Source organism: Gaiella occulta, assembly GCF_003351045.1.
In the GTDB taxonomy this organism is placed as follows: Bacteria; Actinomycetota; Thermoleophilia; order Gaiellales; family Gaiellaceae; genus Gaiella; species Gaiella occulta.
This window is the reverse complement of record NZ_QQZY01000003.1, coordinates 20,957-44,446: the sequence shown is the minus strand read 5'-3', so window position 1 is coordinate 44,446 and position 23,490 is coordinate 20,957. Positions and strand designations below refer to the sequence as shown.

22 protein-coding genes, 6 tRNA genes and 1 pseudogene are annotated in these 23,490 nt (G+C 73.5%); 16 read left to right on the top strand and 13 right to left on the bottom strand.

What is annotated here, in order from left to right:
• Nucleotides 1-34 precede the first annotated feature (34 nt).
• The 3 genes from Gocc_RS07145 to Gocc_RS07135 all read right to left on the bottom strand — a co-directional run bounded on the left by Gocc_RS07145 (nucleotide 35) and on the right by Gocc_RS07135 (nucleotide 604).
• Nucleotides 35-118, bottom strand: a tRNA-Leu gene (locus Gocc_RS07145).
• 28 nt (nucleotides 119-146) lie between these two features.
• Nucleotides 147-380: a hypothetical protein gene (locus Gocc_RS07140; RefSeq protein ID WP_114795871.1), complete on the bottom strand. Its 234-nt coding sequence runs from the start codon at nucleotides 378-380 to the stop codon at nucleotides 147-149.
• Between the two features lie 152 nt (nucleotides 381-532).
• Nucleotides 533-604 (bottom strand) — tRNA-Arg (locus tag Gocc_RS07135).
• Nucleotides 605-639: 35 nt separating this feature from the next.
• Between Gocc_RS07135 and Gocc_RS07130 the strand changes: the two genes are divergently transcribed.
• The 3 genes from Gocc_RS07130 (at nucleotide 640) to Gocc_RS07120 (ending at nucleotide 2,511) form a co-directional block, all read left to right on the top strand.
• Nucleotides 640-712: transfer RNA gene (locus tag Gocc_RS07130), tRNA-His, on the top strand.
• A gap of 233 nt (nucleotides 713-945) precedes the next feature.
• Nucleotides 946-2,331, top strand: a complete 1,386-nt coding sequence (locus Gocc_RS07125) for an NAD(P)/FAD-dependent oxidoreductase (protein ID WP_114795870.1) — start codon at nucleotides 946-948, stop codon at nucleotides 2,329-2,331.
• A 107-nt stretch (nucleotides 2,332-2,438) separates the two neighbouring features.
• Nucleotides 2,439-2,511: transfer RNA gene (locus tag Gocc_RS07120), tRNA-Arg, on the top strand.
• A 189-nt stretch (nucleotides 2,512-2,700) separates the two neighbouring features.
• On the opposite strand, the gene Gocc_RS07115 is transcribed toward Gocc_RS07120, so the two are convergent.
• From Gocc_RS07115 to Gocc_RS07105, 3 genes are all read right to left on the bottom strand, one after another.
• Nucleotides 2,701-3,915 carry an MFS transporter gene (locus Gocc_RS07115; protein WP_114795869.1) on the bottom strand — a complete coding sequence of 405 codons (1,215 nt, stop codon included), beginning with the start codon at nucleotides 3,913-3,915 and terminating at the stop codon, nucleotides 2,701-2,703.
• Between the two features lie 2 nt (nucleotides 3,916-3,917).
• Nucleotides 3,918-4,997 (bottom strand): AI-2E family transporter, encoded by a 1,080-nt coding sequence (locus Gocc_RS07110; RefSeq protein ID WP_181813450.1) that lies wholly within the window; start codon nucleotides 4,995-4,997, stop codon nucleotides 3,918-3,920.
• A gap of 121 nt (nucleotides 4,998-5,118) precedes the next feature.
• On the bottom strand, nucleotides 5,119-5,883 hold the full coding sequence (locus tag Gocc_RS07105; RefSeq protein WP_114795867.1) for a cytochrome c oxidase assembly protein: 765 nt from the start codon (nucleotides 5,881-5,883) through the stop codon (nucleotides 5,119-5,121).
• A gap of 28 nt (nucleotides 5,884-5,911) precedes the next feature.
• Between Gocc_RS07105 and Gocc_RS07100 the strand changes: the two genes are divergently transcribed.
• Together Gocc_RS07100 and Gocc_RS16680 are read left to right on the top strand one after the other, a co-directional pair.
• A tRNA-Gly gene (locus Gocc_RS07100) sits at nucleotides 5,912-5,982 on the top strand.
• A gap of 60 nt (nucleotides 5,983-6,042) precedes the next feature.
• Nucleotides 6,043-7,059: pseudogene (locus Gocc_RS16680) on the top strand (PLP-dependent cysteine synthase family protein).
• Nucleotides 7,060-7,105: 46 nt separating this feature from the next.
• On the opposite strand, the gene Gocc_RS07090 reads toward Gocc_RS16680, so the two are convergent.
• The 4 genes from Gocc_RS07090 to Gocc_RS07075 form a co-directional block, all read right to left on the bottom strand.
• Nucleotides 7,106-7,179 (bottom strand) — tRNA-Pro (locus Gocc_RS07090).
• Nucleotides 7,157-7,822 (bottom strand): LutC/YkgG family protein, encoded by a 666-nt coding sequence (locus tag Gocc_RS07085; RefSeq protein ID WP_114795866.1) that lies wholly within the window; start codon nucleotides 7,820-7,822, stop codon nucleotides 7,157-7,159. The genes Gocc_RS07090 and Gocc_RS07085 overlap by 23 nt, the downstream gene beginning before the upstream one ends.
• Nucleotides 7,809-9,230, bottom strand: a complete 1,422-nt coding sequence (locus Gocc_RS07080) for a lactate utilization protein B (protein ID WP_114795865.1) — start codon at nucleotides 9,228-9,230, stop codon at nucleotides 7,809-7,811. Before Gocc_RS07080 ends, Gocc_RS07085 begins: the two co-directional genes overlap by 14 nt.
• The gene (locus Gocc_RS07075; RefSeq protein ID WP_114795864.1) at nucleotides 9,227-9,931 is read right to left on the bottom strand and encodes a (Fe-S)-binding protein; all 705 of its coding nucleotides are present in this window, start codon (nucleotides 9,929-9,931) and stop codon (nucleotides 9,227-9,229) included. The genes Gocc_RS07080 and Gocc_RS07075 overlap by 4 nt, the downstream gene beginning before the upstream one ends.
• A 52-nt stretch (nucleotides 9,932-9,983) precedes the next feature.
• Between Gocc_RS07075 and Gocc_RS07070 the strand changes: the two genes are divergently transcribed.
• Both Gocc_RS07070 and Gocc_RS07065 read left to right on the top strand, forming a co-directional pair.
• The gene (locus tag Gocc_RS07070) at nucleotides 9,984-10,931 is read left to right on the top strand and encodes an EamA family transporter (protein WP_220150498.1); all 948 of its coding nucleotides are present in this window, start codon (nucleotides 9,984-9,986) and stop codon (nucleotides 10,929-10,931) included.
• 9 nt (nucleotides 10,932-10,940) lie between these two features.
• Nucleotides 10,941-11,897 (top strand): 4-hydroxy-3-methylbut-2-enyl diphosphate reductase, encoded by a 957-nt coding sequence (locus Gocc_RS07065; protein ID WP_114795863.1) that lies wholly within the window; start codon nucleotides 10,941-10,943, stop codon nucleotides 11,895-11,897.
• 60 nt (nucleotides 11,898-11,957) lie between these two features.
• Here the strand turns inward: Gocc_RS07065 and Gocc_RS07060 are convergent, their stop codons facing one another.
• Entirely contained in the window at nucleotides 11,958-15,011 is a 3,054-nt protein-coding gene (locus tag Gocc_RS07060; protein WP_114795862.1) for an isoleucine--tRNA ligase, read from the bottom strand.
• A gap of 112 nt (nucleotides 15,012-15,123) precedes the next feature.
• On the opposite strand from Gocc_RS07060, the gene trxA reads away from it, so the two are divergent.
• The gene (trxA, locus tag Gocc_RS07055; protein WP_114795861.1) at nucleotides 15,124-15,441 is read left to right on the top strand and encodes a thioredoxin; all 318 of its coding nucleotides are present in this window, start codon (nucleotides 15,124-15,126) and stop codon (nucleotides 15,439-15,441) included.
• Nucleotides 15,442-15,677: 236 nt separating this feature from the next.
• On the opposite strand, the gene Gocc_RS07050 is transcribed toward trxA, so the two are convergent.
• On the bottom strand, nucleotides 15,678-16,193 hold the full coding sequence (locus tag Gocc_RS07050) for an NUDIX hydrolase (protein WP_147281209.1): 516 nt from the start codon (nucleotides 16,191-16,193) through the stop codon (nucleotides 15,678-15,680).
• Nucleotides 16,194-16,214: 21 nt separating this feature from the next.
• Here Gocc_RS07050 and Gocc_RS16090 point away from each other — a divergent pair, with 21 nt between their 5' ends.
• Nucleotides 16,215-16,592, top strand: coding sequence for a cyclic nucleotide-binding domain-containing protein (locus Gocc_RS16090; protein WP_181813449.1), 378 nt, complete (start codon nucleotides 16,215-16,217; stop codon nucleotides 16,590-16,592).
• A gap of 29 nt (nucleotides 16,593-16,621) precedes the next feature.
• On the opposite strand, the gene Gocc_RS07040 is transcribed toward Gocc_RS16090, so the two are convergent.
• Nucleotides 16,622-17,434, bottom strand: coding sequence for a serine hydrolase domain-containing protein (locus tag Gocc_RS07040; protein WP_114795859.1), 813 nt, complete (start codon nucleotides 17,432-17,434; stop codon nucleotides 16,622-16,624).
• A 241-nt stretch (nucleotides 17,435-17,675) separates the two neighbouring features.
• On the opposite strand from Gocc_RS07040, the gene Gocc_RS07035 reads away from it, so the two are divergent.
• The 7 genes from Gocc_RS07035 (at nucleotide 17,676) to ilvA (ending at nucleotide 23,481) form a co-directional block, all read left to right on the top strand.
• Nucleotides 17,676-18,071 (top strand): RidA family protein, encoded by a 396-nt coding sequence (locus Gocc_RS07035; RefSeq protein ID WP_114795858.1) that lies wholly within the window; start codon nucleotides 17,676-17,678, stop codon nucleotides 18,069-18,071.
• 189 nt (nucleotides 18,072-18,260) lie between these two features.
• Nucleotides 18,261-18,779: an RNA polymerase sigma factor gene (locus Gocc_RS07030; protein ID WP_114795857.1), complete on the top strand. Its 519-nt coding sequence runs from the start codon at nucleotides 18,261-18,263 to the stop codon at nucleotides 18,777-18,779.
• On the top strand, nucleotides 18,776-19,903 hold the full coding sequence (locus Gocc_RS07025) for a WD40 repeat domain-containing protein (protein WP_114795856.1): 1,128 nt from the start codon (nucleotides 18,776-18,778) through the stop codon (nucleotides 19,901-19,903). The genes Gocc_RS07030 and Gocc_RS07025 overlap by 4 nt, the downstream gene beginning before the upstream one ends.
• Nucleotides 19,904-19,912: 9 nt before the next feature.
• Nucleotides 19,913-20,053, top strand: a complete 141-nt coding sequence (locus tag Gocc_RS16085) for a hypothetical protein (protein WP_181813448.1) — start codon at nucleotides 19,913-19,915, stop codon at nucleotides 20,051-20,053.
• Between the two features lie 9 nt (nucleotides 20,054-20,062).
• A complete protein-coding gene (locus Gocc_RS07020; protein ID WP_114795855.1) occupies nucleotides 20,063-20,380 on the top strand; it encodes a redoxin domain-containing protein in 318 nt (105 codons plus the stop codon).
• A gap of 20 nt (nucleotides 20,381-20,400) precedes the next feature.
• Nucleotides 20,401-21,912, top strand: coding sequence for a hypothetical protein (locus Gocc_RS07015; RefSeq protein WP_114795854.1), 1,512 nt, complete (start codon nucleotides 20,401-20,403; stop codon nucleotides 21,910-21,912).
• Between the two features lie 48 nt (nucleotides 21,913-21,960).
• Nucleotides 21,961-23,481, top strand: a complete 1,521-nt coding sequence (gene ilvA, locus Gocc_RS07010) for a threonine ammonia-lyase, biosynthetic (protein WP_181813447.1) — start codon at nucleotides 21,961-21,963, stop codon at nucleotides 23,479-23,481.
• The last annotated feature ends 9 nt before the right edge of the window (nucleotides 23,482-23,490 follow it).

Sequence of the window (23,490 nt, the reverse complement as noted above, 5' to 3'; positions counted from 1 at the left end):
GGAGGAGCCGGACGGGTCCCACTCGAGGCCGAGGTGCGGGCGAGAGGACTCGAACCTCCAAGAGCCGAAGCCCAGCGGGACCTAAACCCGCCGCGTCTACCAGTTCCGCCACGCCCGCGGCGTGGCCGTGAGCGTAGATGATCGACCTAGCGGCCGAGCAGGATGCCGACGGTCTCCCGCACCGAGTCGACGACGAGGCCCGCGACTGCGATCAGGGCGAACGCGGCGAACCCGGCAGACGGCTCGTGCGTCTGGGCGACGAGGAGCGCCACGAACGCCGCGACGACGATCGAGGCGGTCACGAGCGGCCGGCGCGTCACCGTGCCGAGAGCGAGCCCAACGAGGAACACTGCACCGAAGAGGACGATTCCGAGCATCATGCCGCCAGGGTAGGACCGCCGCCGGACGGAGCGGACCGCGCTTCGCGACCTCGCCGCCGGACGGCGACCTCGCGCGCTCGACCCAACCCCATGCGGCGGGCCACGTCCCCCCGCAGGCGCATGCCGGGCGAGAGCCTCGCCGGCCCGGGCTATGGCCCCGGGAGGAATCGAACCTCCGCGCGTGGATTCGAAGTCCACCGCTCTATCCGCTGAGCTACGGGGCCGCGGATCCATGCACGGTATCCTGTGACGGCTCGTGGTGGCGGTAGCTCAGCTGGTAGAGCCCCGGGTTGTGGTCCCGGTGGTCGCGGGTTCGAATCCCGTCCGCCACCTGTATTGGTCCGCAGATCGGGGATCCCCGAACGGGGATCCCCGATCGCGAGAATCCCTGAAGCCGGGAACCTACGGTTCCCAGGGAACCTCCCTTCCAAGACAGAATCGGGCAGTTGTCAACGCCGGTCGAGATCGGACCCGATCGCGAGAATCCCTGAAACCGGGAACCTACGGTTCCCAGGGAACCTCCCTTCCAAGACAGGACCGGGCAGTGGCGTCGTAGGATCAGCCGATGCGGCACACGCGCTACGGCTGGTGGCTCGAGGACGCGGGGCCGGTCGAGCCGGCCCCGCCGCTCGAGGCGGACACGACCGCCGACGTCGCCGTCGTCGGCGGCGGCTACCTCGGGCTGTGGACGGCATGGCAGCTGAAGCAGCTCGATCCCGCCGTCGACGTGATCGTGCTCGAGGCGGAGCTCGCCGGCCACGGGCCGAGCGGCCGCAACGGCGGCTTCGTCTCGACGCTGTGGGACGACCTTCCGATCCTGCGCGAGCGCGTCGGCGACGCACGCGCCGTGGAGGTATGCCGGGCTTCGCAACGCGCCGTCAGGAGCATCGGCGCGTGGTGTGACGAGCGCGGCGTCGACGCCTGGTACACGCCGTCGGGGACGATGCTCGTCGCCACGTCGGACGCGCAGGTGGGCGACTGGGACGACCTCGTCGCGGCCTGCCGCGACGTCGGCGCCCCGGAGGAGGTGGTGCCGCTGAGCGCGGACGAGGTGCGTGCCCGCTGCGCCTCCCCGCTCTTCCGCGGCGGCGGCGTGCTACTGCCGAGCTCGGCGAACGTCCATCCGGCGCGCCTGTCGCTCGGCCTGCGGCGCGAGGTCGTCGCCGCGGGCGTGCGGCTGCACGAGCGCACGCGCGTGCGCCGGGTCGAACGCGACGCCGTCGTCCATACGAGCGGCGGGGCGACGGTGCGGGCGGGCGCGGCGATCCTCGCGGTCAACTCCGCGACCGCGTCCTTCGCGGGCTACCGGCTCGCGCTCGGCGTCGCATCGAGCCACATGGTGGTCACGGAGCCCGTGCCCGACGTGATCGAGGAGCTCGGCTGGTCGGGCGGCGAGTCGATCGCCGACTGCCGCACGCTGCTGCACTACCTGCGAACGACCCGCGACGGCCGCATCGCGCTGGGCTGGGGCGGTGGGCGCATGGGCGTCGGCGGCCGCCACAGCGACCGCCTCGACCTCGACCGGCGGGCGGTCGAGACGGCGCGAGAGGGGCTCGTGCGCATGTTCCCGGCCCTGCGCGGCCGACGCGTCACGCACGCGTGGGGCGGCCCGATCGATGTCTCGCCCACGCACCTGCCGATCTTCGGCTCGCGCGGGCGCGTGCACCACGGCTTCGGCTTCACCGGCAACGGGGTCGGGCCGACGTACCTCGGGGGCGAGATCCTCGCGCGCCTCGCGCTCGACCGCCGCGATGCGACCACCGGGCTCGCGCTCGTCGAGCCCGACCGCAAGCTGATGCCGCCCGAGCCGCTGCGCTGGGCCGGCGGCAGCGCGATCCGCGCGGCGCTCGTGCGGCGCGACGCCGCCTACGACGATAGCCGGCGCCCCGATCCCCTCACGGACTTCGTCGCGTCGCTCCCCCGCCGCCTCGGCCTGCATCTGCCGCGCTGAGACGCTCGAGCACCTCGTAACAAACTGTCACAAGCGCGCCGCGGCAGCCGGGACGAGCCCTGGAGGCTCGCGACGCCCGCCGCGCACGCCGATTACCCTTCGTGCGCGCGCCCGTAGCTCAGGGGACAGAGCGGCGGACTTCTAATCCGCGGGTCGGAGGTTCGAATCCTCCCGGGCGCACTCCCGCTCCCGCGGCCGGGACGGGCGACCGGCTCGCCGGAGAAGCCGCACCGGAGGCCGGCGTACCGGGCCTCCCCGCCGTCGAGCCCGAACCCCGCGCCACGCCCCGTGCCGGGCATATCGGCGGGCGACGTTCCCGCAGCAGCCTCGTCGCACCCGCTCACGTGCCGGCACTCGTCGCGGCGGGCGTCAGCGCACAGGCCTCGCGGTGCCCGCGAGCGTCGCGCGGCGCGCGGCGAGGAACGCCGCACCCGCGCCGGCGAAGCCCACGCCGAGCAGCACCGACGAGCGCCAGCCGTGCTGGTCGACGAGCCAGCCGCCGGCGACGCTGCCGCCGGCGAAGCCGGTGGAGACGGCCGTGCCGAACCAGGCGAACGCTTCCGCGACCGACCCGGGCGCCGCGACGCGGCCGATCAGCCCGTAGGCCGACCCGACGATCGGGGCGATCGGAACGCCGGCGACGAAGAAGAGCGCGGTGAGCGTCGCGAGCGAGCCCGCCAGCAGCGGCAAGACGAGCGCTGCGACGAGCACCGCCGCTCCGACGAGAAGCCGGCGGCGGTCGTCGCTCGACGGGCGCAGACCGGCGGCGAGACCGCCGGCGAGGCTGCCCGCTGCGAAGCCCGCGAGCGCGAGGCCGGCGAGGGCCCGGTTGCCCTCGAGCTCGGCGAACGCGGGGGCGGCGATCTCCACCGAGCCGAACGCCAGCCCGAGGAAGAGCGCGAGAAGGGCGATCGTCCGCACACCGGGCGAGGAGAGCGCTCCGAGCCGGGAGCCGTGGTGCTCCTCCGCCGGGCCCGCCGCGCGCACCGGCGGCAGGCGGACGAACATGAGCGTGCCCACGAGGGTCGCCGCTGCGGCGCCGAGGACGGCGAGCAGCGGCGAGACGACGGCGAGGACGGCGACGAGCAGCGGGCCGCCGACGAAGATCACCTCCTGCAAGGCCGCCTCGAGAGCGTAGGCTGTGCGGACGGCGTCGTCGCCGAGCACGCGCGGCCAGATCGAGCGCAGCGCCGAAGACACGGGCGGCAGGGCGAGACCCGCGGCGGCAGCCGCCAGCGAGACGAGCACGACGGGGGCGTCGAGCTCACCGCCGAGCGCCACGAGGCAGAGCAGGGCCGGGAAGGCGACGAGACGCAGGCGGAGCACGGGGGCTGCGCCGCGGCGGTCGACCCGGCGGCCCGCGTACGGCGCCCCGACGGCGACCGCGAGGGAGTAGGCGGCGGCGACGAGGCCCGCCTCGCCGTACCCGGCTCCGCCGGCGCGGACGACCAGGATCAACGTCAGCGCGGTCATTCCGAGCGGGAGCCGGGCGACGATGCCCCAGCCGAGGAGCGCCGGCACATGGGGGTGCTCGAAGAGCATGCGGTAGCGCGCGATCCCGCGCGCCTCGGGCCCGGTCTGCACGCCTACGAGGGAAGCTCGACGCCCGGCGGCGGGCCGGCGATCCGGCGTCGGCGTTCCTCCAGCCAGTCCAGCACGAGCACCTGGATCGCTCCGGCGATCGGGATCGCCCCGAGCGCCCCGATCACGCCCGCCAGCTCGGCTCCCATCAGCACCGCCACCAGCACGACCAGCGGCGACAGCTGCACCGTGCGCCCGTATACGAGGGGCTGCAGCACGTGGTTCTCGAGCTGCTGGTAGACGACGAAGAACACGATCAGCACGAAGCCGGCCGTCGTCGAGTTGAGGAAGCCGACGGTGGTGACGAGCACCGCGGCGATCGTCGCGCCGGCGAGCGGTATCAGGTCGAGCAGGGCGACGACGAGCCCGAGCGCGACCGCGTACGGCACGCCGAGGACGAGCAGCACGACCGTCGAGACGGTGCCCGCGATCAGGCTGATGGTGAGGTTGCCGGTCACGTAGCCGCCGACCGTGCGGTAGATGTCGCGGCCCACCTTGCGCCAGCGCGGCTGCGACGGCTCGGGCAGCAGCCCGTAGCAGCGCTCCACCCAGGCCGGTCCCTCGAGCAGCATGAACAGCGTGAGGAAGGCGATGGTGACGACGGCGACGACCGCGTTGACGACGCTCTTCGTCACCGTCAGCGCGGTGGTGGAGAGGCCGAGCACGCCGCCGGCGCCGCTCTTCTCGATCGCGGCCCGCACCTTCTCGACGATCTGGTAGTCGCGCTCGAGGAAGCCGAGCTTGCCACGGCCCCTGGTGAGGTCGTCGAGGTAGCCCGGGACCGCGTTCACGAGGTCGTTGACCTCGCGCACGAGCGTCGGCACGAAGGTGGCCGCGATGCCCGCGATCGCGAGGATCGTGCCGACGAACACGATCCCCACGGCGACGCCTCGCCGCACACCGCGGTCGGCGAGCCAGTCGACGGCGGGATTCAGCGCCATCGCGAGGAAGACGGCGATCAGCACCCATATCAGCACCGACCGGGTCACCCACAGCACCTCGAGCGCCACCGCCGACGCGAGGATCACCCCGAGGACGACGAGGACGGCGCGCGGCCGCAGGCGAACGAGGCGCTCTTCGCTCATGCGGCCGAGCATACGGGTGGCGCTGGACGTCCCCGGTCGGCGCGCCGGCGTGCGGCGGCGGGCGGCGAGCCCGGTCGCGAGGAGGACGGCGGCGCGGCGCAGCAATCGTGAGCCCACCGGGTCAACGGCCACTCACCGCGTCGACGTAGTCGAGCCTGTCCTCCTCGGCGAGGAAGCGCACGAGCCAGTACGCGAAGACGGCGAAGAAGACGATCGACTGCTCGGATGCCATGACGATACCGCCGAACTGCTGGTCGGCAATGCGCGTCAGTCCCCACAGCCGCTCCGGGGCAGCGGCGTAGAAGTCGTAGATCGGGCTCGGCACGAGCGCGAGCACGAGGCCGAGCGGCGCCGACAGCACGAACCCGGCGAACACGTAGCCGGCGCGCCCCTGGCTCGAGATCCGGCGCGGCGCGTCCTGCCAGACGGGCCACCACAGGAGGAGCCCGGTGAGCAGGTAGAGCAGGTGCTCGAGCAGCAGCAGCGAGTGCGGGCGGCGCAGAGCCTCGTCGTAGAGCGCGGGAACGTGCCAGAGCGCGTAGTTGCCGAGCCAAAGCGGAAGCGCGGCGAACGGGTGCACGAGGACGCGCATGGTGCGCGGCCGGGCGACGGCGGCCGCGAGCGCGGGTGAGAGCCCGAGCACGAGCAAGAGCGGCGCCCACTCGGCGAGCACGACGTTCTGGCCCAGGTGGGCGAGGAGCAGGTAGTGGCGCGCGAGCGTGTCGAGCGGCGACGCCCACGCGAGCACGAGCAGCACGCAGCCGGCGAGGAAGCAGGCACGGCGCCAGGCCGGAGCCGGGAACCGCCGCCGTGTCGCGGCATACGCGCCGGCGACCACGAGACCGGCGACCGCCTCCGGGCTCCACGACCAGTCGGATGGGCTCACGCCCGCAACGCTACGCTTCGGCGCGAGCGCGGGTGTAGCTCAATGGTAGAGCTCCAGCCTTCCAAGCTGGCTACGCGGGTTCGATTCCCGCCACCCGCTTTCGCGGCTCCTCTCTCCTGTCCGCCCAGCGACATCGTCCGCGGGCTTGCGGCGGTGGCCATGCCGCCCGCGGTATGGGAGGGTGGCATATCGCACGAGATGGGAGGAAGGCGCAGCATGAGAGGAGGCACGGAGCCGACTGACAGCGCGACTGCGGCGGGGGTGCTCGCGGGCGTGGGTGGAACGCCGCTCGTCGAGCTCCGGAAGGTCGTGCCGGCCGGGTCGGCACGGGTACTGGCCAAGCTCGAGTGGGCGAACCCGACCGGCAGCCTGAAGGACCGCATGGCCGTCGCCGCGATCGCGGGAGCCGAGGCGCGTGGCGACCTGCGGCCCGGCGGAACCGTGGTCGAGTACACGGCCGGCACGACGGGGATCTCGCTCGCGTTCGTCTGCGCGGCGAAGGGCTACCGGCTGCGCATCGTGTTCTCCGACGCGTTCAGCGACGAGAAGCGCCACACGATGGAGGCATTCGGCGCGATCGTCGAGGACGTACCGAGCGACCAGGGCAGGATCACGGAGACGCTGATCAAGGCGATGATCGCGCGCGCCGGCGAGATCAGCGCGGAGCCGGGCCACTAGTGGTACGACCAGCTGCAGAACCACGACGCCGTAAGCGGCTACCTGCCACTGGGCGACGAGATCTGGGAGCAGTCCGGCGGTGCCGTCGACGCATTCGTCCACGCGGTCGGCACGGCCCACTCGATCCATGGCGCCGCCCGCGGTCTGCGCCGCCACGCACCGGCGCTGCACGTCGTGGCCGTCGAGCCCGCGGAGTCCGCCGTCCTGTCGGGAGGGCCCACCGGGGCGCACCGGATCGAGGGGATCGGGATCGGCTTCATCCCACCGCCGTGGCACCCCGACGAGGTCAGCGCCATCGAACAGGTTGCGACGGAGGAGGCCGTCGCGATGGCTCGCCGGCTCGCCGCCGACGAGGGCGTCTTCGCGGGCACGTCCTCGGGCGCCAACGTCGTCGCAGCTCTCCGTGTCGCCGAGCGCCTGGGGCCGGATGCCACGGTGGTCACGGTCATCTGCGACTCCGGTCTCCGCTACCTCAGCACCGACGTCCACCGCCGCTGAGGGACGAGTCAGCGGCCTGACGCCGAGGACGGCCTCCTGCAACGGATCGGGACGGCGAGATTCGAACTCGCGGCCTCTCGCCCCCAAAGCGAGCGCGCTACCAGGCTGCGCCACGTCCCGTTCGTGACAGTGTAGGGGCGGCTCGGGTCGCGACGACCACGACGAGCCGGCGCGGGCCGTGCACGCCCTCGACCCGCTCGAGCCCGATGTCGGACGTCGCGGACGGCCCGGAGACGAGCACGATCGGCCGGCCCTCACGCGCGCCCGGCTCGAGGCGCGCGACGAGCTCCGGCACGGTCTCGACGATCTGCTCGGCCCGCACGATGCACACGTGGAGGTCGGGAACGAGGGTGATGGCGCGCCGCCCCTGCCCCGGGCCGCCGTCGAGCGCGATCGTGCCGGTGTCCGCACAGGCGGCCGCGCACGTCGTCAGCGCCCCGTCGAGCACGTCGAGCTCGGCGGCGCCGAGGCCGTCGTCCTCGACCAGCTCGACATCCGAGGGCCGAAGCGCGGACGGCAGGTCGGAGGCCACGACGACGCGCGCCGCACCCTGCGCGCGAAGAGCCTCGCCCGCCCCGCGCGCCGGGTCGTCGCTGACGACGACCGTTGCCCCGTAGCCGCGCAGGCACGCGACGAAGCGCGACTCGACCTCCGCCTCGCCCGCCTCGCCGCGCGAGCGGTAGCCGCGCGGCACGGAGACGAGCCCCGGTGCGTCCGCGAGGGCCGCGCGCACACGCGCGAGCACCGTCTCACGACCGGGCACGGGACTCCCACCACTCGCGGAAGGTCTGGGCGGGCACGGACGGCAGGTCGCGCGCGCGCCCCCAGGCGGCAAGAGGGCCGGGCGGGAAGCGGCCGATCCAGCCGCCGCGCGCGACCGGGCGCTGGAGCGTGCGCGCGAGCCGCTGGGCGCGCTCGTACGACGCGCGCGACGCGAAGATCCGGCCCAGCCGCCGCATCGACAGGCCTTCGAGGCCGGCCCGCCCGCGGGCGACGACGCGCGCGCGCTCGTGCACGAGGATCGAGGGGATGTCGATCTTCACCGGGCAGACGTCGTAGCACGCTCCGCACAGCGACGACGCGAACGGGAGCGAGCCCGCCGCCTCGCTCTCACCGTCGAGCTGCGGCGCGAGGATGGCGCCGATCGGGCCGGCGTACGGCGAATGGTAGGCATGGCCGCCCGTCTGGCGGTACACGGGACACACGTTGACGCAGGCCGAGCAGCGGATACAGCGCAGCGCCGGCCTGCCGGCCGGGTCGGCGAGCGCGCGCGTGCGGCCGGCATCGAGCAGCACGAGGTGGAACGCGCGCGGGCCGTCACCGTCGCGCACGCCGCTCCACAGCGACGTGTAGGGGTTCATGCGCTCTCCGGTCGAGGAGCGCGGCAGGAGCTGGAGGAACACCTCGAGGTCGCGGAAGCGGGGGATCGTCTTCTCGATCCCCATCACCGTGATCAGCACCTCGGGCAGCGTCGTGCACATGCGGCCGTTGCCCTCCGATTCGACCACGCACACGGTGCCGGTGTCGGCGCACGCGAAGTTCGCGCCCGAGATCGCGACGCGGGAGCGCAGGAAGGCCTCGCGCAGGTGCAGGCGCGCCGCCTCCGCGAGCTCCGCCGGGTCGTCGGAGAGCGCAGGCAAGCCGAGCCGCTCGCGGAAGAGATCGCGGATCTCGCGGCGGTTCTTGTGGATCGCCGGCACGAGCAGGTGCGAGGGGCGCTCGCCGGCGAGCTGGACGATCAGCTCCGCGAAATCGGTCTCGATCGGACGCACGCCCGCGGCCTCGAGCGCGTCGTTGAGGCGGATCTCGTCCGTCGTCAGCGACTTCACCTTCACGACCTCGCGCGCGCCCTCGGCGAGGACGAGGGCCGTCACGATCCCGTTCGCCTCGGCCGCGTCACGCGCCCAGTGCACCACGCCCCCCGCGCGCCGCACCGATCCCTCGAGCTCGAGCAGCAGCTCGTCCAGGCGTGCCAGCGCGTCGTCCTTGATCGCGGCGCCGGCCGCGCGCAGCTCCTCCCAGTCGGGCAGCTCCGCGACCACCGCCGCGCGCTTGACGCGGATCGACGCGGTCGCGGCGCGCACGTTGCGGCGCAGCTGCACGTTCGCAAGCGCCGCCGAGGCCGCCCGCGGGAACGGCTCCGCCCGCGCGTGGCGCGCGCCGCCGGTCACGACGCGAGGATCTCCGCCAGGTGCAGCGGCCGCACGGCGGCGCCACGGCGGTGCAGGCCGCCGCCGATGTGCATCAGGCACGAGCTGTCGCACGCGCAGACCGCGTCGGCTCCGCTCGCCAGGACGTTCCCGAGCTTCTCCTCCAGCATCGCCGCCGACACGCCGGCGTTCTTGACGGCGAAGGTGCCGCCGAAGCCGCAGCACACCTCCGCGTCGGGCAGCTCGACCAGCTCGAGCCCCGGCACCGCCCGCAGCAGGCGCAGTGGCGTCTCCCCGACCTCGAGCAGCCGCAGCGAGTGGCAGGTCGGGTGATAGGTGACCGTGCCGCGGAAGCGCGAGCCGACGTCCACGATCCCGAGCGCTCCCGTGAGGAGCTGCGACAGCTCCCAGGTGCGCGCCGGCACGCCGCGGTCGTCCCCCTCGAGCAGCTCCGCGTAGTGGCGGCGCACGAGCGCGGCGCACGACCCCGAGGGCGTCACGACGGCGTCGAAGGGCGCGAAGATCTCGACGAACCGCCGCGCGAGCGCGCGCGCGTGCTCCGGGTAGCCCGAGTTGAAGTGCATCTGCCCGCAGCACGTCTGCTCCGCGGGGAACACGACCTCGATGCCGAGCCGCTCGAGCACGGTCACGGTCGCCTTCCCCACGTTCGGGAACAACGTGTCGGCGAGGCAGGTCACGAACAGGGCGACACGATCGATCATCGATGATCAGCCTACTGCGCGGGCCGACGAAGGGAAGGGATAGCCTCGCACGGTGACCGAGCTCGCCCTCCCCCCCGGAGCCCTGGCGGCGAGGCGGCACCCCCGTCTCGGCTACGCGATGACGCTCGCCGCCGCGACGCTGTTCTCCGTCAACGGCGCCGTCTCGAAGCTCGCGCTGAACGCGAGCGGAATCGGGACGCCGCGCTGGACGGAGCTGCGCTCGACGGGGGCCTTCGTCGGCCTCGCCGTCGGCCTGGCGGTTCTCGCACCGCGGCGGCTCCGCATCGGGACACGCCGCGAGCTCATGCGCCTCGCGTTCTACGGCGCGGTCGGCTTCGCGCTCGTGCAGTGGCTCTACTTCGTCGCCATCGACCGCCTGCCGATCGGGATCGGGCTGCTGTTCGAGTTCACGGCGCCGGTGCTGATCGCGCTGTGGGCGCGGTTCGCCTGGCGCGAGCCGGTGCGCCGCCGCGTCTGGCCCGCGCTCGGCCTCGTGATCGGCGGGCTCGCACTCGTCGCGCAGGTGTGGCACGGGCTCACGCTCGACGGACTCGGCGTCAGCGCCGGCCTGCTGGCGGCGATCGCGCTGGCGGTCTACTACCTGATGGGCGAGCGCCTCGTCGTGCGCCGCGATCCGATCTCCGTCGTGTGCCTCGGGCTCGGCTTCGCCTCGCTGCTGTGGGCGTTCGTGATGCCCTGGTGGAGCTTTCCGCTCGACACGCTCTCCGTCGAGGCCGTGCTTCCGCACGGCATCGGCGCCGCCCCGGTGTGGGCGCTCGCCGCCTGGACGATCGTGCTCGGCACGATCGCGCCGTTCGTGCTCTCGATCGCCGCGCTGCGGCACCTGCCGGCGACGACCGTGGGGATCGTCGCCACGTTCGAGCCGGTCGCCGCGGCCGTCGTCGCGTGGTCCTGGCTCGGCGAGGCGCTCGTTGCCGCGCAGATCGTCGGCGGGCTCGTCGTGCTCGTGGGGATCCTGCTCGCCGAGACCTCCCGCTAGCCTGTCGGCATGGTCGAGCGCGTCCTCCTCGCGTCCCCGCGCGGCTACTGCGCCGGCGTCGAGCGCGCCGTCGAGACGGTCGAGATGGCTCTCGAGCACTACGGCGCGCCCGTGTACGTGCGCAAGCAGATCGTGCACAACATCCACGTCGTCCGCGACCTCGAGGCGCGCGGCGCCGTCTTCGTCGACGAGGAGTCGGAGGTGCCGGAGGGCGCGACGGTCGTCTATTCGGCCCACGGGGTGGCGCCGTCGGTGCACGCGAACTCCGCCGCGCTCGCGCACAACGTGATCGACGCGACCTGCCCGCTCGTGACGAAGGTGCACGTGCAGGCGCGCCGGTACGCCGACGCCGGCTACACGGTCGTCCTCATCGGCCACGCCGGGCACGAAGAGGTCGTCGGCACGATGGGCGAGGCTCCCGCGGCGACGGTCCTCGTGCAGGACGTCGCCGAGGCCGAGGCGCTCGAGCTGCCGGAGGACGCCAGGGTGGCGTACATCACGCAGACGACGCTCTCGGTCGACGAGACGGCGGAGATCATCGCCGTCCTCCGCCGCCGCTTCCCCCGCATCTACGCGCCGCGGAAGGAAGACATCTGCTACGCGACCTCGAACCGGCAGTGGGCCGTGAAGGAGATGCTCGCCGAGATCGACCTGCTGCTCGTGATCGGCTCGAAGAACTCGTCGAACTCGAACCGGCTCGTGGACGTGGCCCGTGCCGCCGGCGTCGCCGGCCATCTCATCGACGACGAGACCGAGATCGACGAGCGCTGGCTCGACGGCGTGCGCACCGTCGGCATCTCGTCCGGCGCGTCGGCGCCGGAGCGGCTGGTAGCGCGGCTGTGCGACTGGTTCCGCGCGCGCGGCGTCGAGCGCATCGAGCCGTTCCGCATGGTCGAGGAGGACGTCACGTTCAAGCTTCCCGTCGAGCTGCGCCGCGAGCTCGCGCTGGCCGAGCGGCAGCGCTGACCGCCGGCTGTCGCCTCGAATGATCCCGGTCGCCGCGGCGGCGGCTCCGCCGGGGATGCCCTACGCCTTCGCGATCGCCACGGTGCCGCCGTCCGCCTCGACGGCAACCGCAAGCGTCTCGGCCCTGATCCACTCGGCGTGCTCGAGCAGGTCGGCGTCGGTCGCCGGAAGCGTCAGCTCGATGCGGTCGGTCAGCTCGAGGCCGGCGTCCTTGCGCATCGAGTTGACCTGGTGGATGAGGTCGTAGACGCGCCCCTCGCGCTCGAGCTCCTCGTCGAGCACGATCTCGAGCGCGACGGTGACGCCGTCCTCGGCCGCGACCGCCCACCCCTCCTTGCCGGAGCGCTCGACGAGCACCTCGTCCGGGCCGAGCTCGTGCCCGGCGGCGCGGAAGCGTCCGCCGCCGAGCTCCTCGAAGTCGCCGGCCTGGAGCGCGGCCCGCACGGCACCGAGCTCCCTGCCGAGACGCGGCCCGAGCGCCGGCAGGTGCGGCTTCACCCGCAGCTCGGTCGCGTCGACGGCGCCGAACTCCACCGCCTTGACACGCAGCTCGTCGCGGATCTCGTCCGCGTGCGCAGCCGCGAGCGGCGCACCCTCGACGACGATCCGGCGCAGCGGCTGCCGCACCTTGCGGCCCGACGACTGTCGTGCCTGGTGACCGAGCGCGACGACACGGCGGAGCTCGGCGACCTCGGCCAGCAGGGCCGCGTCGGGGTCGACCGGCTCCGGCCAGCCGGCGAGGAAGATCGACGCCGGTGCGTCCGCGCAGGCGCCGGAGACGAGTGTGCGCCACAGGTGCTCCGACAGGAACGGCATCACCGGCGAGATCACCCGCAGGCCCTGCACGAGCGCGTACCACAGCGTGCGCAGGGCGATCGCGTCTCCCTCCCAGAAGCGGCGGCGCGAACGGCGGATGTACCAGTTCGAGACGTCGTCGACGAACGCCTCGAACGCGCGCACGACATCGACGGTGAGCCAGCGCTCGTAACCGCCGGTCGCCTCCTGCACGAGCGTCTGCGTCCGCGCCACGAGCCAGCGGTCGAGCGGTTGCACGTCACCCTCGGGGCCGCGCTCGAGGTCGCGGAGCAGCGGCGTGAACGACTCGACGTTGCCGTAGTCGACGAGGAACCTGGCCGAGTTCCACAGCGTCAGCAGCTTGCGCTTGATCTCCTGGCCCGGGCCGAAGCCGAACAGCAGGTTGCGGTCGGGCGGCTGCGCGCAGTACTGCCAGCGCATCACGTCGGCGCCCATGCGCGTGAACGCGTCGGAGGCGTCGATCATGTTGCCCCACGAGCCGTGCATCTCCTTGCCGTGCTCGTCGAGCATCTTCTCGTAGCCGAGCACGCGGCGGAACGGCGCCTGCCCGCTCAGCGCCACGGACATGAACAGCTGCGAGTAGAACCAGAGACGGATCTGCTCGCGCATCTCCGACACCCAGTCGGCAGGGAACCACTGCTCCCAGGTCGCGTGATCCGGCAGGTCGGCGTTCGTCAACCCCCTGGCGGCGCCCGTCGCGTACCCGCCCGGCACGTAGGTGTCGTTCTGCCAGCCGAGCGTGGAGAAGGGGACGATGCCCGCGTCGAGCCAGACGTCGCCCACCTCGGGGATGCGCCGCACCTCCTCGCCGCAGCGCTCGCACGCGATCGGCACCTCGTCGATCCACGGGCGCCGCAGCTCCTCGAGCTGCTCGAGCCCCGACAGCGCACGCGCCTCGAGCTCGGCGCGCGAGCCGATCACGTTCACGTGCCCGCAGGAGCACGGGTAGATGGGCAGCGGCAGCCCGTAGTAGCGGCGCCGGGAGATGTTCCAGTCGCCCATGTTGCGCAGCCAGTCGTCCATGCGCTTGCCCATGTAGGCGGGCGTCCACTCGACGGTGGCGTTCGCGTCGAGGAGCTGCTGCCGGATCTCGTCGACGGTGATGAACCAGTCGTCGGCGAGCCGGAAGATGAGCGGCGTGTGGCAGCGCCAGCACTCCGGATAGCGGTGCTCGTGCGTGCGCGCCTCGACGAGCAGGCCGCGCTCCTCGAGATCGCCGATGATCTGGTCGGCCGCCTCCACGGTCGACAGGCCGTGCAGCCAGCCGTACTCGGGGTAGAACCTGCCGGCCTCGTCGACGGGCGTGAGGACGTCGAGGCCGAGGGCGCGCGAGAGCTCGAAGTCCTCGGAGCCGCACCCCGGTGCGATGTGGACGATGCCCGTGCCGTCGTCCATCGACACGTCCGTCCACGGGATGACGCGGTGCTCGACGCCGGCGCCGGGACCGAGCGCGTCGAAAGGGCCCTCGTAGCGCCAGCCGACGAGCGCCGACCCGGGTAGCCGCTCGACGAAGGTCTCGTGCGGAGAGCGCGCGACGGCGACCCAGTCGCCGCTCTCGAGCCGGCCGTACTCGGCGTCGGGATCGACGGCGGCGGCGACGTTGGCGGGCAGCGTCCACGGCGTCGTCGTCCAGATCACGATCGCTTCGCCGGGCCGCTCGAGGAGGCGGAAGCGCACGTCCAGCGACGGGTCGACGCGGTCGACGTAGCTGCCGTGCAGCTCGTGCGCGGAGATCGAGGTGCCGCAGCGCGGACACCACTCGGTCGAGCGGTGGCCCATCACGAGCCAGCCTCTGTCGTGCACGATGCGCAGGAAGCGCCAGATGTACTCGATGTTGGTGTCGGAGAACGTGAAGTAGTCGTTGCCCCAGTCCATCCACTGGCCGAGCCGGATCGAGCCCCTCGTGAGCTCCTGCGCCGACCACACGACGACGTCGCGGCACTTGCGGGCGAACTCGGCGAGCCCGTACTCCTCGATCTCGCGCTTCGAGTTGAGGCCGAGCGCACGCTCGACACCGACCTCGATCCACAGGCCCTGGCAGTCGAAGCCGTTCTGGTAGCGCTGGTGGCAGCCCCGCAGCGCCTTGTAGCGCTGGAACACGTCCTTCAGCGTGCGCCCCCAGGCGGTGTGCACGGCAAGCCCCTTGTTGGCGGTGACGGGGCCGTCGATGAAGCTGAAGCGGGGGCCGTCCGCGTTCTTCGCGCGCAGCCTGGCAAACGTCTGCTCCCGCTCCCAGACGTCGAGGATCGCGCGCTCGAGCCCGTCGTGGTCGGGCTTGTCCGGCAGCGGTGCGAACATGTGCACGATTCTACGGGCGCCGCCTCGCGCTCAAGCCGGGAACATCCGGGGCGCAGCCGTCGTTTCCCGATAGACAGGCCACACCAACGTGGCGTGCAAGCGAAAGGATCGTATGGCAACCGCAGTGAAGACGGAGACGTTCGACCAGGAAGTGATCCAGAGCGAGACCCCCGTGCTCGTCGACTTCTGGGCGGAGTGGTGCGGCCCGTGCCACGCCGTCGCGCCGGTGCTCGACAAGATCGCCGAGGAGCGCGCAGGCGAGATCAAGCTCGTGAAGGTGAACATCGACGAGGAGCGCGAGCTCGCGGAGAAGTACGGCATCGCCTCGATCCCGACGATGATCCTGTTCAGGGACGGCGAGCCGGCGGCCGCCGTCATCGGCGCGCAGCCGAAGGGCGCGATCGAGCGCTCGCTCGGGCTCGCCTCCTAGCACGCTTCCCCTCCCCTCCCCCACGACGAGCCGGCGTCCCCCGCCGGCTCGTCGCCTTTCCGGGGGGTCGGTTGCCGCCGGGCCGTCGCAGGCCGGCAGGAGACGTCGCCCGACCTGGAGGGACTCGAGGCGATCCCCGGGGCCGTCGCGCGGGCTGATCCCGGCTCAGGGCGCCGCCGGGAGGCGCCGGGCGGGGTCGTCGAGCGTGCCGCCGACGTCGAACGGGAAGGCCGCGCTCACGGGCGCGCCCCCTTCCATGCCGCCAGCACCGACGGCAGCAGCGTGAACGCGAGCTCTTCGGGCGGCGGCAGCTCGTCCGGCGCGAACCAGCGGAGCTCCGCGACGTCGTCGGCCGCCCGCGCCTCGCCGCCGGAGATACGCGCCGTCCAGAACATGTTCAGCGTCGCGCTCGCGTCGGGGCCGGCGCCGTACCAGTCCATCCACACGCCGAGGAACGCGACGGGCTCGATCTCGAGGCCCGTCTCCTCGCGCAGCTCGCGGCGCAGCCCGTGCAGCGGATGCTCGTGCTCCTCGAGGAAGCCGCCCGGCGCGTCCCACAGGCCACGGTAGGGCTCGACCGCGCGACGGGCGAGCAGGAGCCGCCCCTGCTCGTCCTCGACGAGCGCGCAGGCGCACGGCGAAGAGTTGGCGTAGCCGACGAACCCGCACGAGCCGCAGGTCACGCGGCCCTCGCCGTGCTCGAGCGCGTGCGCGCAGCGGGGGCAGAAGCGCCAGCCGTGGAGGATCGCCATCGCGCCGCTACCGTAGCGTCCGTGAGCCCCCGGCACGTCCCCGCGTCGGTGACCGAGCTGCAGCGCATCGGCCTGTTCGGCTCGCTGCCGGGCGAGACGCTGACCGCGCTCGCGCAGCGCATGGAGCGCCACGAGATCCCCGCCGGTGGGCCGATCGTGAGCGAGGGCGCGACGAGCGACCGCTTCCTCGTGCTGCTGTCGGGCCTCGCCGGGGTGTGGCAGGACGGCAGTGGCGCCCGCGGCGTGATCCGCCCGGGCGAGTGCTTCGGCGAGGTCGCCCCCGCCCTTCGCATCCCGCGCACCGCCACCGTGACCGCGATGACGGCGTGCGTCGTCGCGAGCTGCGACCGCGCCACGTTCGACGAGCTGCTGCGCCCGCTGTTCACCGACGACGCCTGAGCGCGACCGGGGCGCCGCGCCCGGGTCGATCAGAGGCGGCCGAGCTCTTCCAGCACGGCGTCCGACAGCCGCGGCCACGCGTCCTTCGACCACGCGCCGAACGCGCGCGTCGTCAGGCAGGCGCAGGCGACGCCGGCGTCGGGGTCGACCCAGAGGAACGTGCCGCTGCCGCCGAAGTGCCCGAACGTGCGCGGCGAGGTGAGCGCGCCCGACCAGTGCGGCGCCTTGACGCCCTTCAGCTCGACGCCGAGGCCCCAGTCGAGCGGCGCGAAGCGCCCGAAGCCGGGCAGCACGCCGTCGAGGCCGGGGAACTGGACGGCCACCATCTCGGCGTGCGTCTCCGGGGCGACGAGCCGGGGCGCGAGCAGCTCGCGGCCGAGCGCGAGCACGTCGTCGAGGCAGGCGTGCATGCCCGCGCCCGGATGGCCCTCGGGGTCGAGGCCGATGCGAAGCGGCGCGCAGACCGCCTCGCGCAAATAGCCGGCGAACGCCATCTGCGCCCGCTCTGCCAGGTGCGCGCCGAGGACGGCGAAGCCCTCGTTGGAGTAGATCCGGCGCCGCCCCGGCGCGGCGATCGCGACGTCCCCCTCGAACGGCAGCCCGGACGCGTGCGCGAGCAGGTGCCGCACGGTCGAGCCGGGCGGGCCGGCGGGCTCGTCGAGGTCGACGGCGCCCTCCTCGGCGGCGACGAGCGTCGCCAGCGCGGTGACGGGCTTCGACACCGAGGCGAGGGGCACGGTCCGGCGCGTGTCGCCGCGGGTCGCGACCGTCGCACCCGCGCGCGTGACACCCGCCGCCGCGAACGGGACGTCCCAGTCGTCGATCTGGCGCAGCGCCTCCATCAGATGCCGGCCTCGTGCTCGGCGCGGGCCCGGACGCCCTGCGGGAGGGCGCGCCCGACTCCCTCACCCTGGTCTCGTCCGTCGACGGCGGGGCGCGCGAGGAGGACGGCCGGCACCCCGCGCCGAACCGCCTGCCCGTTCCTTGCTCGCCCGCTCGCCACGGCACGCCCGACGTTAGCGGCAGCGGGCGTGTCGTAGCCGGCGACCGCGCCCGGGTCGCCGGCGCGATACTACGCGGGCGATGGAGCGCCGTCTCATCTCGGGTCACTCGCCGTTCGAGCCGGTGGCGGGATTCTCGCGCGCCGTCCTCGTCGGCTCAACCGTGCACGTCGCCGGGACGGCGCCCATTCCGCCGGACGGCTCGCCCACGCCGGAGGGGGCGTACGAGCAGGCACGCCTGCGCCTCGCGATCATCGCCGAGGCGCTCGAGCGCGCGGGCGCATCCGTCGAGGATGTCGTCCGCACGCGCATGTTCATCACCGATGCCGAGCACTGGGGCGAGGTCTCGCGCGCGCACGGCGACGTCTTCCGGGACATCCGTCCCGCCGCGACGTGCGTCGTGACGGCGCTGCTCGACCCGTCCTGGAAGGTCGAGATCGAGGCCGAGGCGGTGATCCCGCAACCAGGACACGGGTGAGCCCGGGGCGACGGGGCGATCGCCCGGCCGCGCGCGAACGAGACGTGCTGCCGGGCTCGCGTCGGTTCACGCACGGAATACGGACGGGCCGGCGCACGAGGTCATGCCCCTGCGACGGGACCTCACGGGGCACGCCGTTCGTAGGTCCAGCGTGGACCTCGCGCACGGATCTCGCCGTACAGTCGGCAGATGGCGAATCGGTGGCGAGACGAGCGCGCCCTCGTCCGCGGCGCGCAGGCGGGATCGGTCGCCGCGCTCGAGGCGCTGTTCCGCCTGCACTGGCGCCGGGCGTACGGCGCCGCCTACCTCGTCGTTCACGACGCCGCCGCGGCGGAAGACATCGCGCAGGAGGCGCTCCTGGCCGCGATACGCAACCTCGACCACTTCGACCGCCGCCGCCCGTTCGCGCCGTGGCTGCACCGCATCGTCGTCAACCGGGCGATCGACTACGCGCGAGCCCGCGCGCTGCGCGCCGAGACCGGCCTCGACGACGCCCTCGCCGCCGCCGAGCACGCCGCCGACGGGTTCGACCGCTCGACCGTGGACGCGATCGCGGCCTTGCCGCCGGAGCACCGAGCCGTGATCGTGCTCCGGCACCTGCTCGACTACACGCCCGGCGAGATCGCCGAGCTGCTCGGCTTGCCGCGCGGCACGGTCAACTCGCGCCTGCGGCGCGGTCTCGACGCGCTCGGGGAGCGCGCGCGATGAGAGACGAGCTCGAGCGCGTCGAGATCCCGCAAGCGCGCGAGGCGGAGAGGCGAGCATGGGCCGTCACGCGGGCCGCGTTCGCCGCCCGCGCGCCGGCGCGCCGGCGGCGACGCGCCCCGGTGCGGCTCGCGCTCGCTCTCGTGATCGCAGGCGCGCTCGCCGCCGCCGTGGCGAGCCCGCCCGGGCGCGCCGTCGTCGACCGGGTGCGGGCGGCGGTGGGCGTCGAGCACGCACAGCCGGCCCTGTTCGCGCTGCCGGCATCAGGGCGCCTGCTCGTCGTGTCCGACGCCGGCGCCTGGGTCGTCCAGCCGGACGGCTCGCGGCGCCTACTCGGTGGCTACCGCTCCGCCTCGTGGTCGCCGTTCGGCCGCTACGTCGTGGCCGCGAAGGCGAACGAGCTCGCGGCGCTCGAGCCCGACGGCGCCGTGCGCTGGTCGCTCGCCCGCCCGGGCGTCCGCTTCCCGCGCTGGGCGGGCACGAGATCCGACACGCGCATCGCCTACGTCGATCGCACCGGCCTGCGCGTCGTCGCCGGGGACGGGACGGGCGACCGCCTGCTCGCCCCGTCGGAGACCGGCCCGGCCGCCTGGCGGCCGGGGCCTCTCCGTCAGCTCGCCTACGCCTCGGCGAGCGAGGTGCGCGTCCAGGACGCGGACAGCGGCCGGGTGCTGTGGCGGGCGAGCCGCGGCCCCGCCGAGCGGGTCACCTCGATCTCGTGGTCGACGGACGGCGCCCGGTTGCTCGTGCTGGCGCCGCACGCGCTGCGTGTCTACGACGCCCGTGGCCGGCTCGTGGCACGGGATGACCCGGCGGACGGCACGATCGACTCCGCTGCCGCGTTCGTCCCGGGGACGCGCCAGGTTGCCGTGATCCGCGTACGCGGGGCCGAGAGCGACGTGTTCATGCTCCGCGGCGGACGCCTGCTCTTCCGCAGCACGGGTGTGCTGGAAGACCTTGCCGTGGCCCCCGACGGCCGCTGGCTGCTCGTGGCGTGGCCGACCGCCGACCAGTGGGTGCTCGTAGGCACCGGCGGCGACCGCCGCATCCGCGCCGTCGCGAACGTCTCGACGCAGTTTCGCACGCGCTCGTTCCCTCGCATCGAGGGCTGGTGCTGCGCGAAGTAAGCTTCCCCTGTGCTCGCACCCGGCGACCGCGTCCCCGACGCCCGCGTGTGGGCGGCGCCCCGCGAGGGGCCGATCCAGCTCCGCGACGCGATCGCCGGGGACGGCTACGCGCTCCTCTGCTTCTACCTCTGGGACTGGTCGCCGACCTGAACGAACGAGCTGCTGCTCCTGCGTGACAGGGGCGCCGACCTGGCGGCGGCGGGCATCCGCCCGTACGGGATCTCGCGCGACTCCGTGTGGTCGCACCACTCGTGGGCGATGACCCTCGGCGTCGAGGACGTGCCGCTGCTGTCGGACGGCAACGGCGAGGCGGCCCGCGGCTTCGACGTCGCGTTCGCGCCGCTCGAGGTCGCCGACGTGGCCGCCCGCAGCGCCTTCCTGATCGCGGGCGATACGGTCAGGGCCGCATGGATGCTCGGAACAGATCTGCCCGACGTGGACGCGATCGTCGCGGCCGCTTCGCCGCCCTCGCCCTAGCCCTCTACGCCGCCTGCGCCGTGTGGGCGACCTGGCCCGCGGTCCGACAGATCGACGGTCACTACCTGGCACGACCCTCGGCCGGCTTCGGCGAGGCTGCGGCCGGCGACCACCTGCAGCTCGCGTGGGCCTTCTGGCTGCCCGGCCACCAGCTCGAGCGGGGCGCCGCCCCGTGGGCCGACCCGTACTCGTTCCGGCCCGAGGCGGCGGCGGCGCCGAACCTCCAGGGCTGGCTGCTCGGGATCCCGTTCTGGCCGTTGCGTCACCTCGTCGGCAACGTGTGGGCCTACGACCTGATCGTGCTGCTCTCGTTCCTCCTCGCGGGCGGGCTCACCTGCTGGTGGCTGCGGGCCGTCGGGGTCGGACGGGCGGCAGCGCTCGCCGGCGGGCTCGTGTTCGCGCTCGCGCCGTACCGCGTCGGCCAGTCGAGCGGGCACCTGCTCGGGCTCATCGCGTTTCTGCTGCCGGCGACCCTGCTCGCGCTCGAGCGGCGGCGCTTCGCCTGGGCAGCGCTCGCACTGGCGGCGATCCCGCTCTCGGGCCAGCTCCACCTCGCGATGGGCGCGGACGTGCTGGCACTCGGGTACGCATGGGCGCGCCTGCCCCGGGCCGTCTGGTGGAAGGCCGCTGCCGCGGCGCTCACCGCCGCCGGCGCCGCCGTGCTCGTGCAGCAGACGGTGGTGAAGGGCTCGGTCGCGGGCGGCGGGCGCTCGTTCGCGCAGGTCGAGCGCTACTCGGCGGAGCTGTCCGACTTCGTCACGCGCGGCGTCGGAGCGGGGATCGAGGAGCTCGTCTTCGTCGGCTGGGCGACGCCGCTGCTGGCGCTCGCGGGCCTGTGGGCGGCACGGCGGCAAGGAGGGCTCGCGTGGTTGCTCGGCCTCGCGGCGACCGTCCCCTCCCTGCTCGCGCTCGGCGCCAACCTTCCTCTCTACGAGCCGCTCTGGCGCGCCTTCCCCCCGCTGCGCTTCGCCCGCGTCCCGGAGCGCCTGCTGCCGATCGCCTGCCTCGCGCTCGCCGCGCTCGTGGCGCTCGCCCTGGACTTCGTGACACAGTGTCACAAGCTGCGCCTGCCGGCCGCGCTGGTGACGGCTGCCGTGCTGGCGCTGCTGGCGGTCGATCTAAAGGTGCCGGTGTTCGGAGCGGTCGAGCCCGACCGGGCGAGCAGCGCGTACGCCGCGATGCGCGGCGGCGGACGGCTGCTCGAGCTCCCCGTCTTCCGGCCCGACATCCACTTCGGCTCCGTCTTCCTCGCCTACGCCCGGCAATCCCCGCGCGAGCGGCCGTTCGGCTACTCGACCACGGCGCCGCCCGCGGCCGACCGGCTCGCACGCGACCTGCGCGGTGTCTCGTGCGGCCGCGGCACGGTGCCCGCGGAGCTCGGCGTGCGCTACGTGGCCGTGCACCGCGGCCTCTACCGGCAGAGCCGCTTCTTCGCTCCCGCATGCGCGGACGCGGCCGAGCGCGCGCTGCGGCGGCACGGCTGGACGCGGCTCGCCGGCGGCGCAGCGATCTCGCTGTGGCGCCGTCGCTGAGCCTGAAGCGGCTCCCCCGGGCGGCGTCTCCGATACGGTCATCCTCCTGTGAGCCCGCGCGAGATCGACTACCTCGAGGCGATCCTCAACGCGAACGTCTACGACGTCGCGATCGAGTCGCCGCTGCAGGAGGCGCCCCTGCTCTCGGCGCGGCTCGGGAACCGGCTGCTCCTGAAGCGCGAGGACCTGCAGCCCGTGTTCTCGTTCAAGCTCCGCGGCGCCTACAACAAGATGTCGCGGCTGCCGCCCGCAGAGCTCCGGCGAGGCGTCGTCGCCGCATCGGCCGGCAACCACGCGCAGGGCGTGGCGCTCGCCGCGCAGCGGCTCGGCGCGGCGGCGACGATCGTGATGCCGGTGACGACGCCGCAGATCAAGGTCGGCGCCGTGCGCGCCCTCGGCGCCGAGGTCGTGCTCGAGGGCGACTCCTACGACGACGCCTACGAGGCCGCGATGCGCCTCGTGCGACGCGGACGGCGCACCTTCGTGCACCCCTACGACGACCCCGACGTGATCGCCGGCCAGGGGACGATCGCGATGGAGCTGCTGCGCCAGTTCCGCGAGCCGCTCGACGCCGTCTTCGTCGCCGTCGGCGGCGGCGGCCTCATCGCGGGCATCGCCGCCTACGTGAAGCGGCTGCGCCCGCAGACGCGCATCGTCGGCGTCGAGCCCGTCGACGCGAACGCCATGGAGCGCTCGCTGCGCGCCGGGCGTCGTGTGACGCTCGCGCACGTGGGGCTGTTCGCGGACGGGGTCGCCGTGCGCCGGGTCGGGGAGGAGCCCTTCCGGATCGCGCGCCGGCACGTGGACGAGGTGATCCTCGTCGACACCGACGAGATCTGCGCCGCCATGAAGGACGTGTTCGAGGACACGCGGGCGATCGTCGAGCCGTCGGCGGCGCTCGGCGTCGCGGGCGCGAAGCGCTACGTCGAGCGCGAGCAGATCGGCGGGCGCAACCTCGCCACGATCCTCTGCGGCGCCAACGTCAACTTCGACCGGCTGCGTTTCGTCGCCGAGCGCGCCGAGCTCGGCGAGCAGCGCGAGGCCGTCTTCGCCGCCACGATCCCCGAGCGCCCCGGCAGCTTCAAGGCGTTCTGCTCCATGGTCGGGCGGCGCAGCATCACCGAGTTCAACTACCGCTACGACGACGCGAGCGAGGCGCACGTGTTCGTCGGCGTCGAGGTGCAGGACGTGGCCGAGAAGGACAAGCTGCTGGCGTCGCTCGCGAAGCGCGGCATCCGCACGCTCGACCTGACCGAGAACGAGATGGCGAAGCTCCACGTCCGCCATCTCGTCGGCGGCCGCTCGCACGCCGAGCACGAGGTGCTCTACCGCTTCGAGTTCCCCGAGCGGCCGGGTGCGCTGATGCGCTTCCTCGACGCGATCGGCAACACGTGGAACATCAGCCTGTTCCACTACCGAAACCACGGCGCCGACTACGGTCGCGTGCTCGCGGGCATCCAGGTGCCGCCCGGCGAGAAGCGTGCGTTCAAGGCGTTCCTCGAGCAGCTCGGCTACCCGTACTGGGAGGAGACCCGCAACCCCGCCGCGGATCTGTTCCTGCAGGCGTAGGCGACGCGG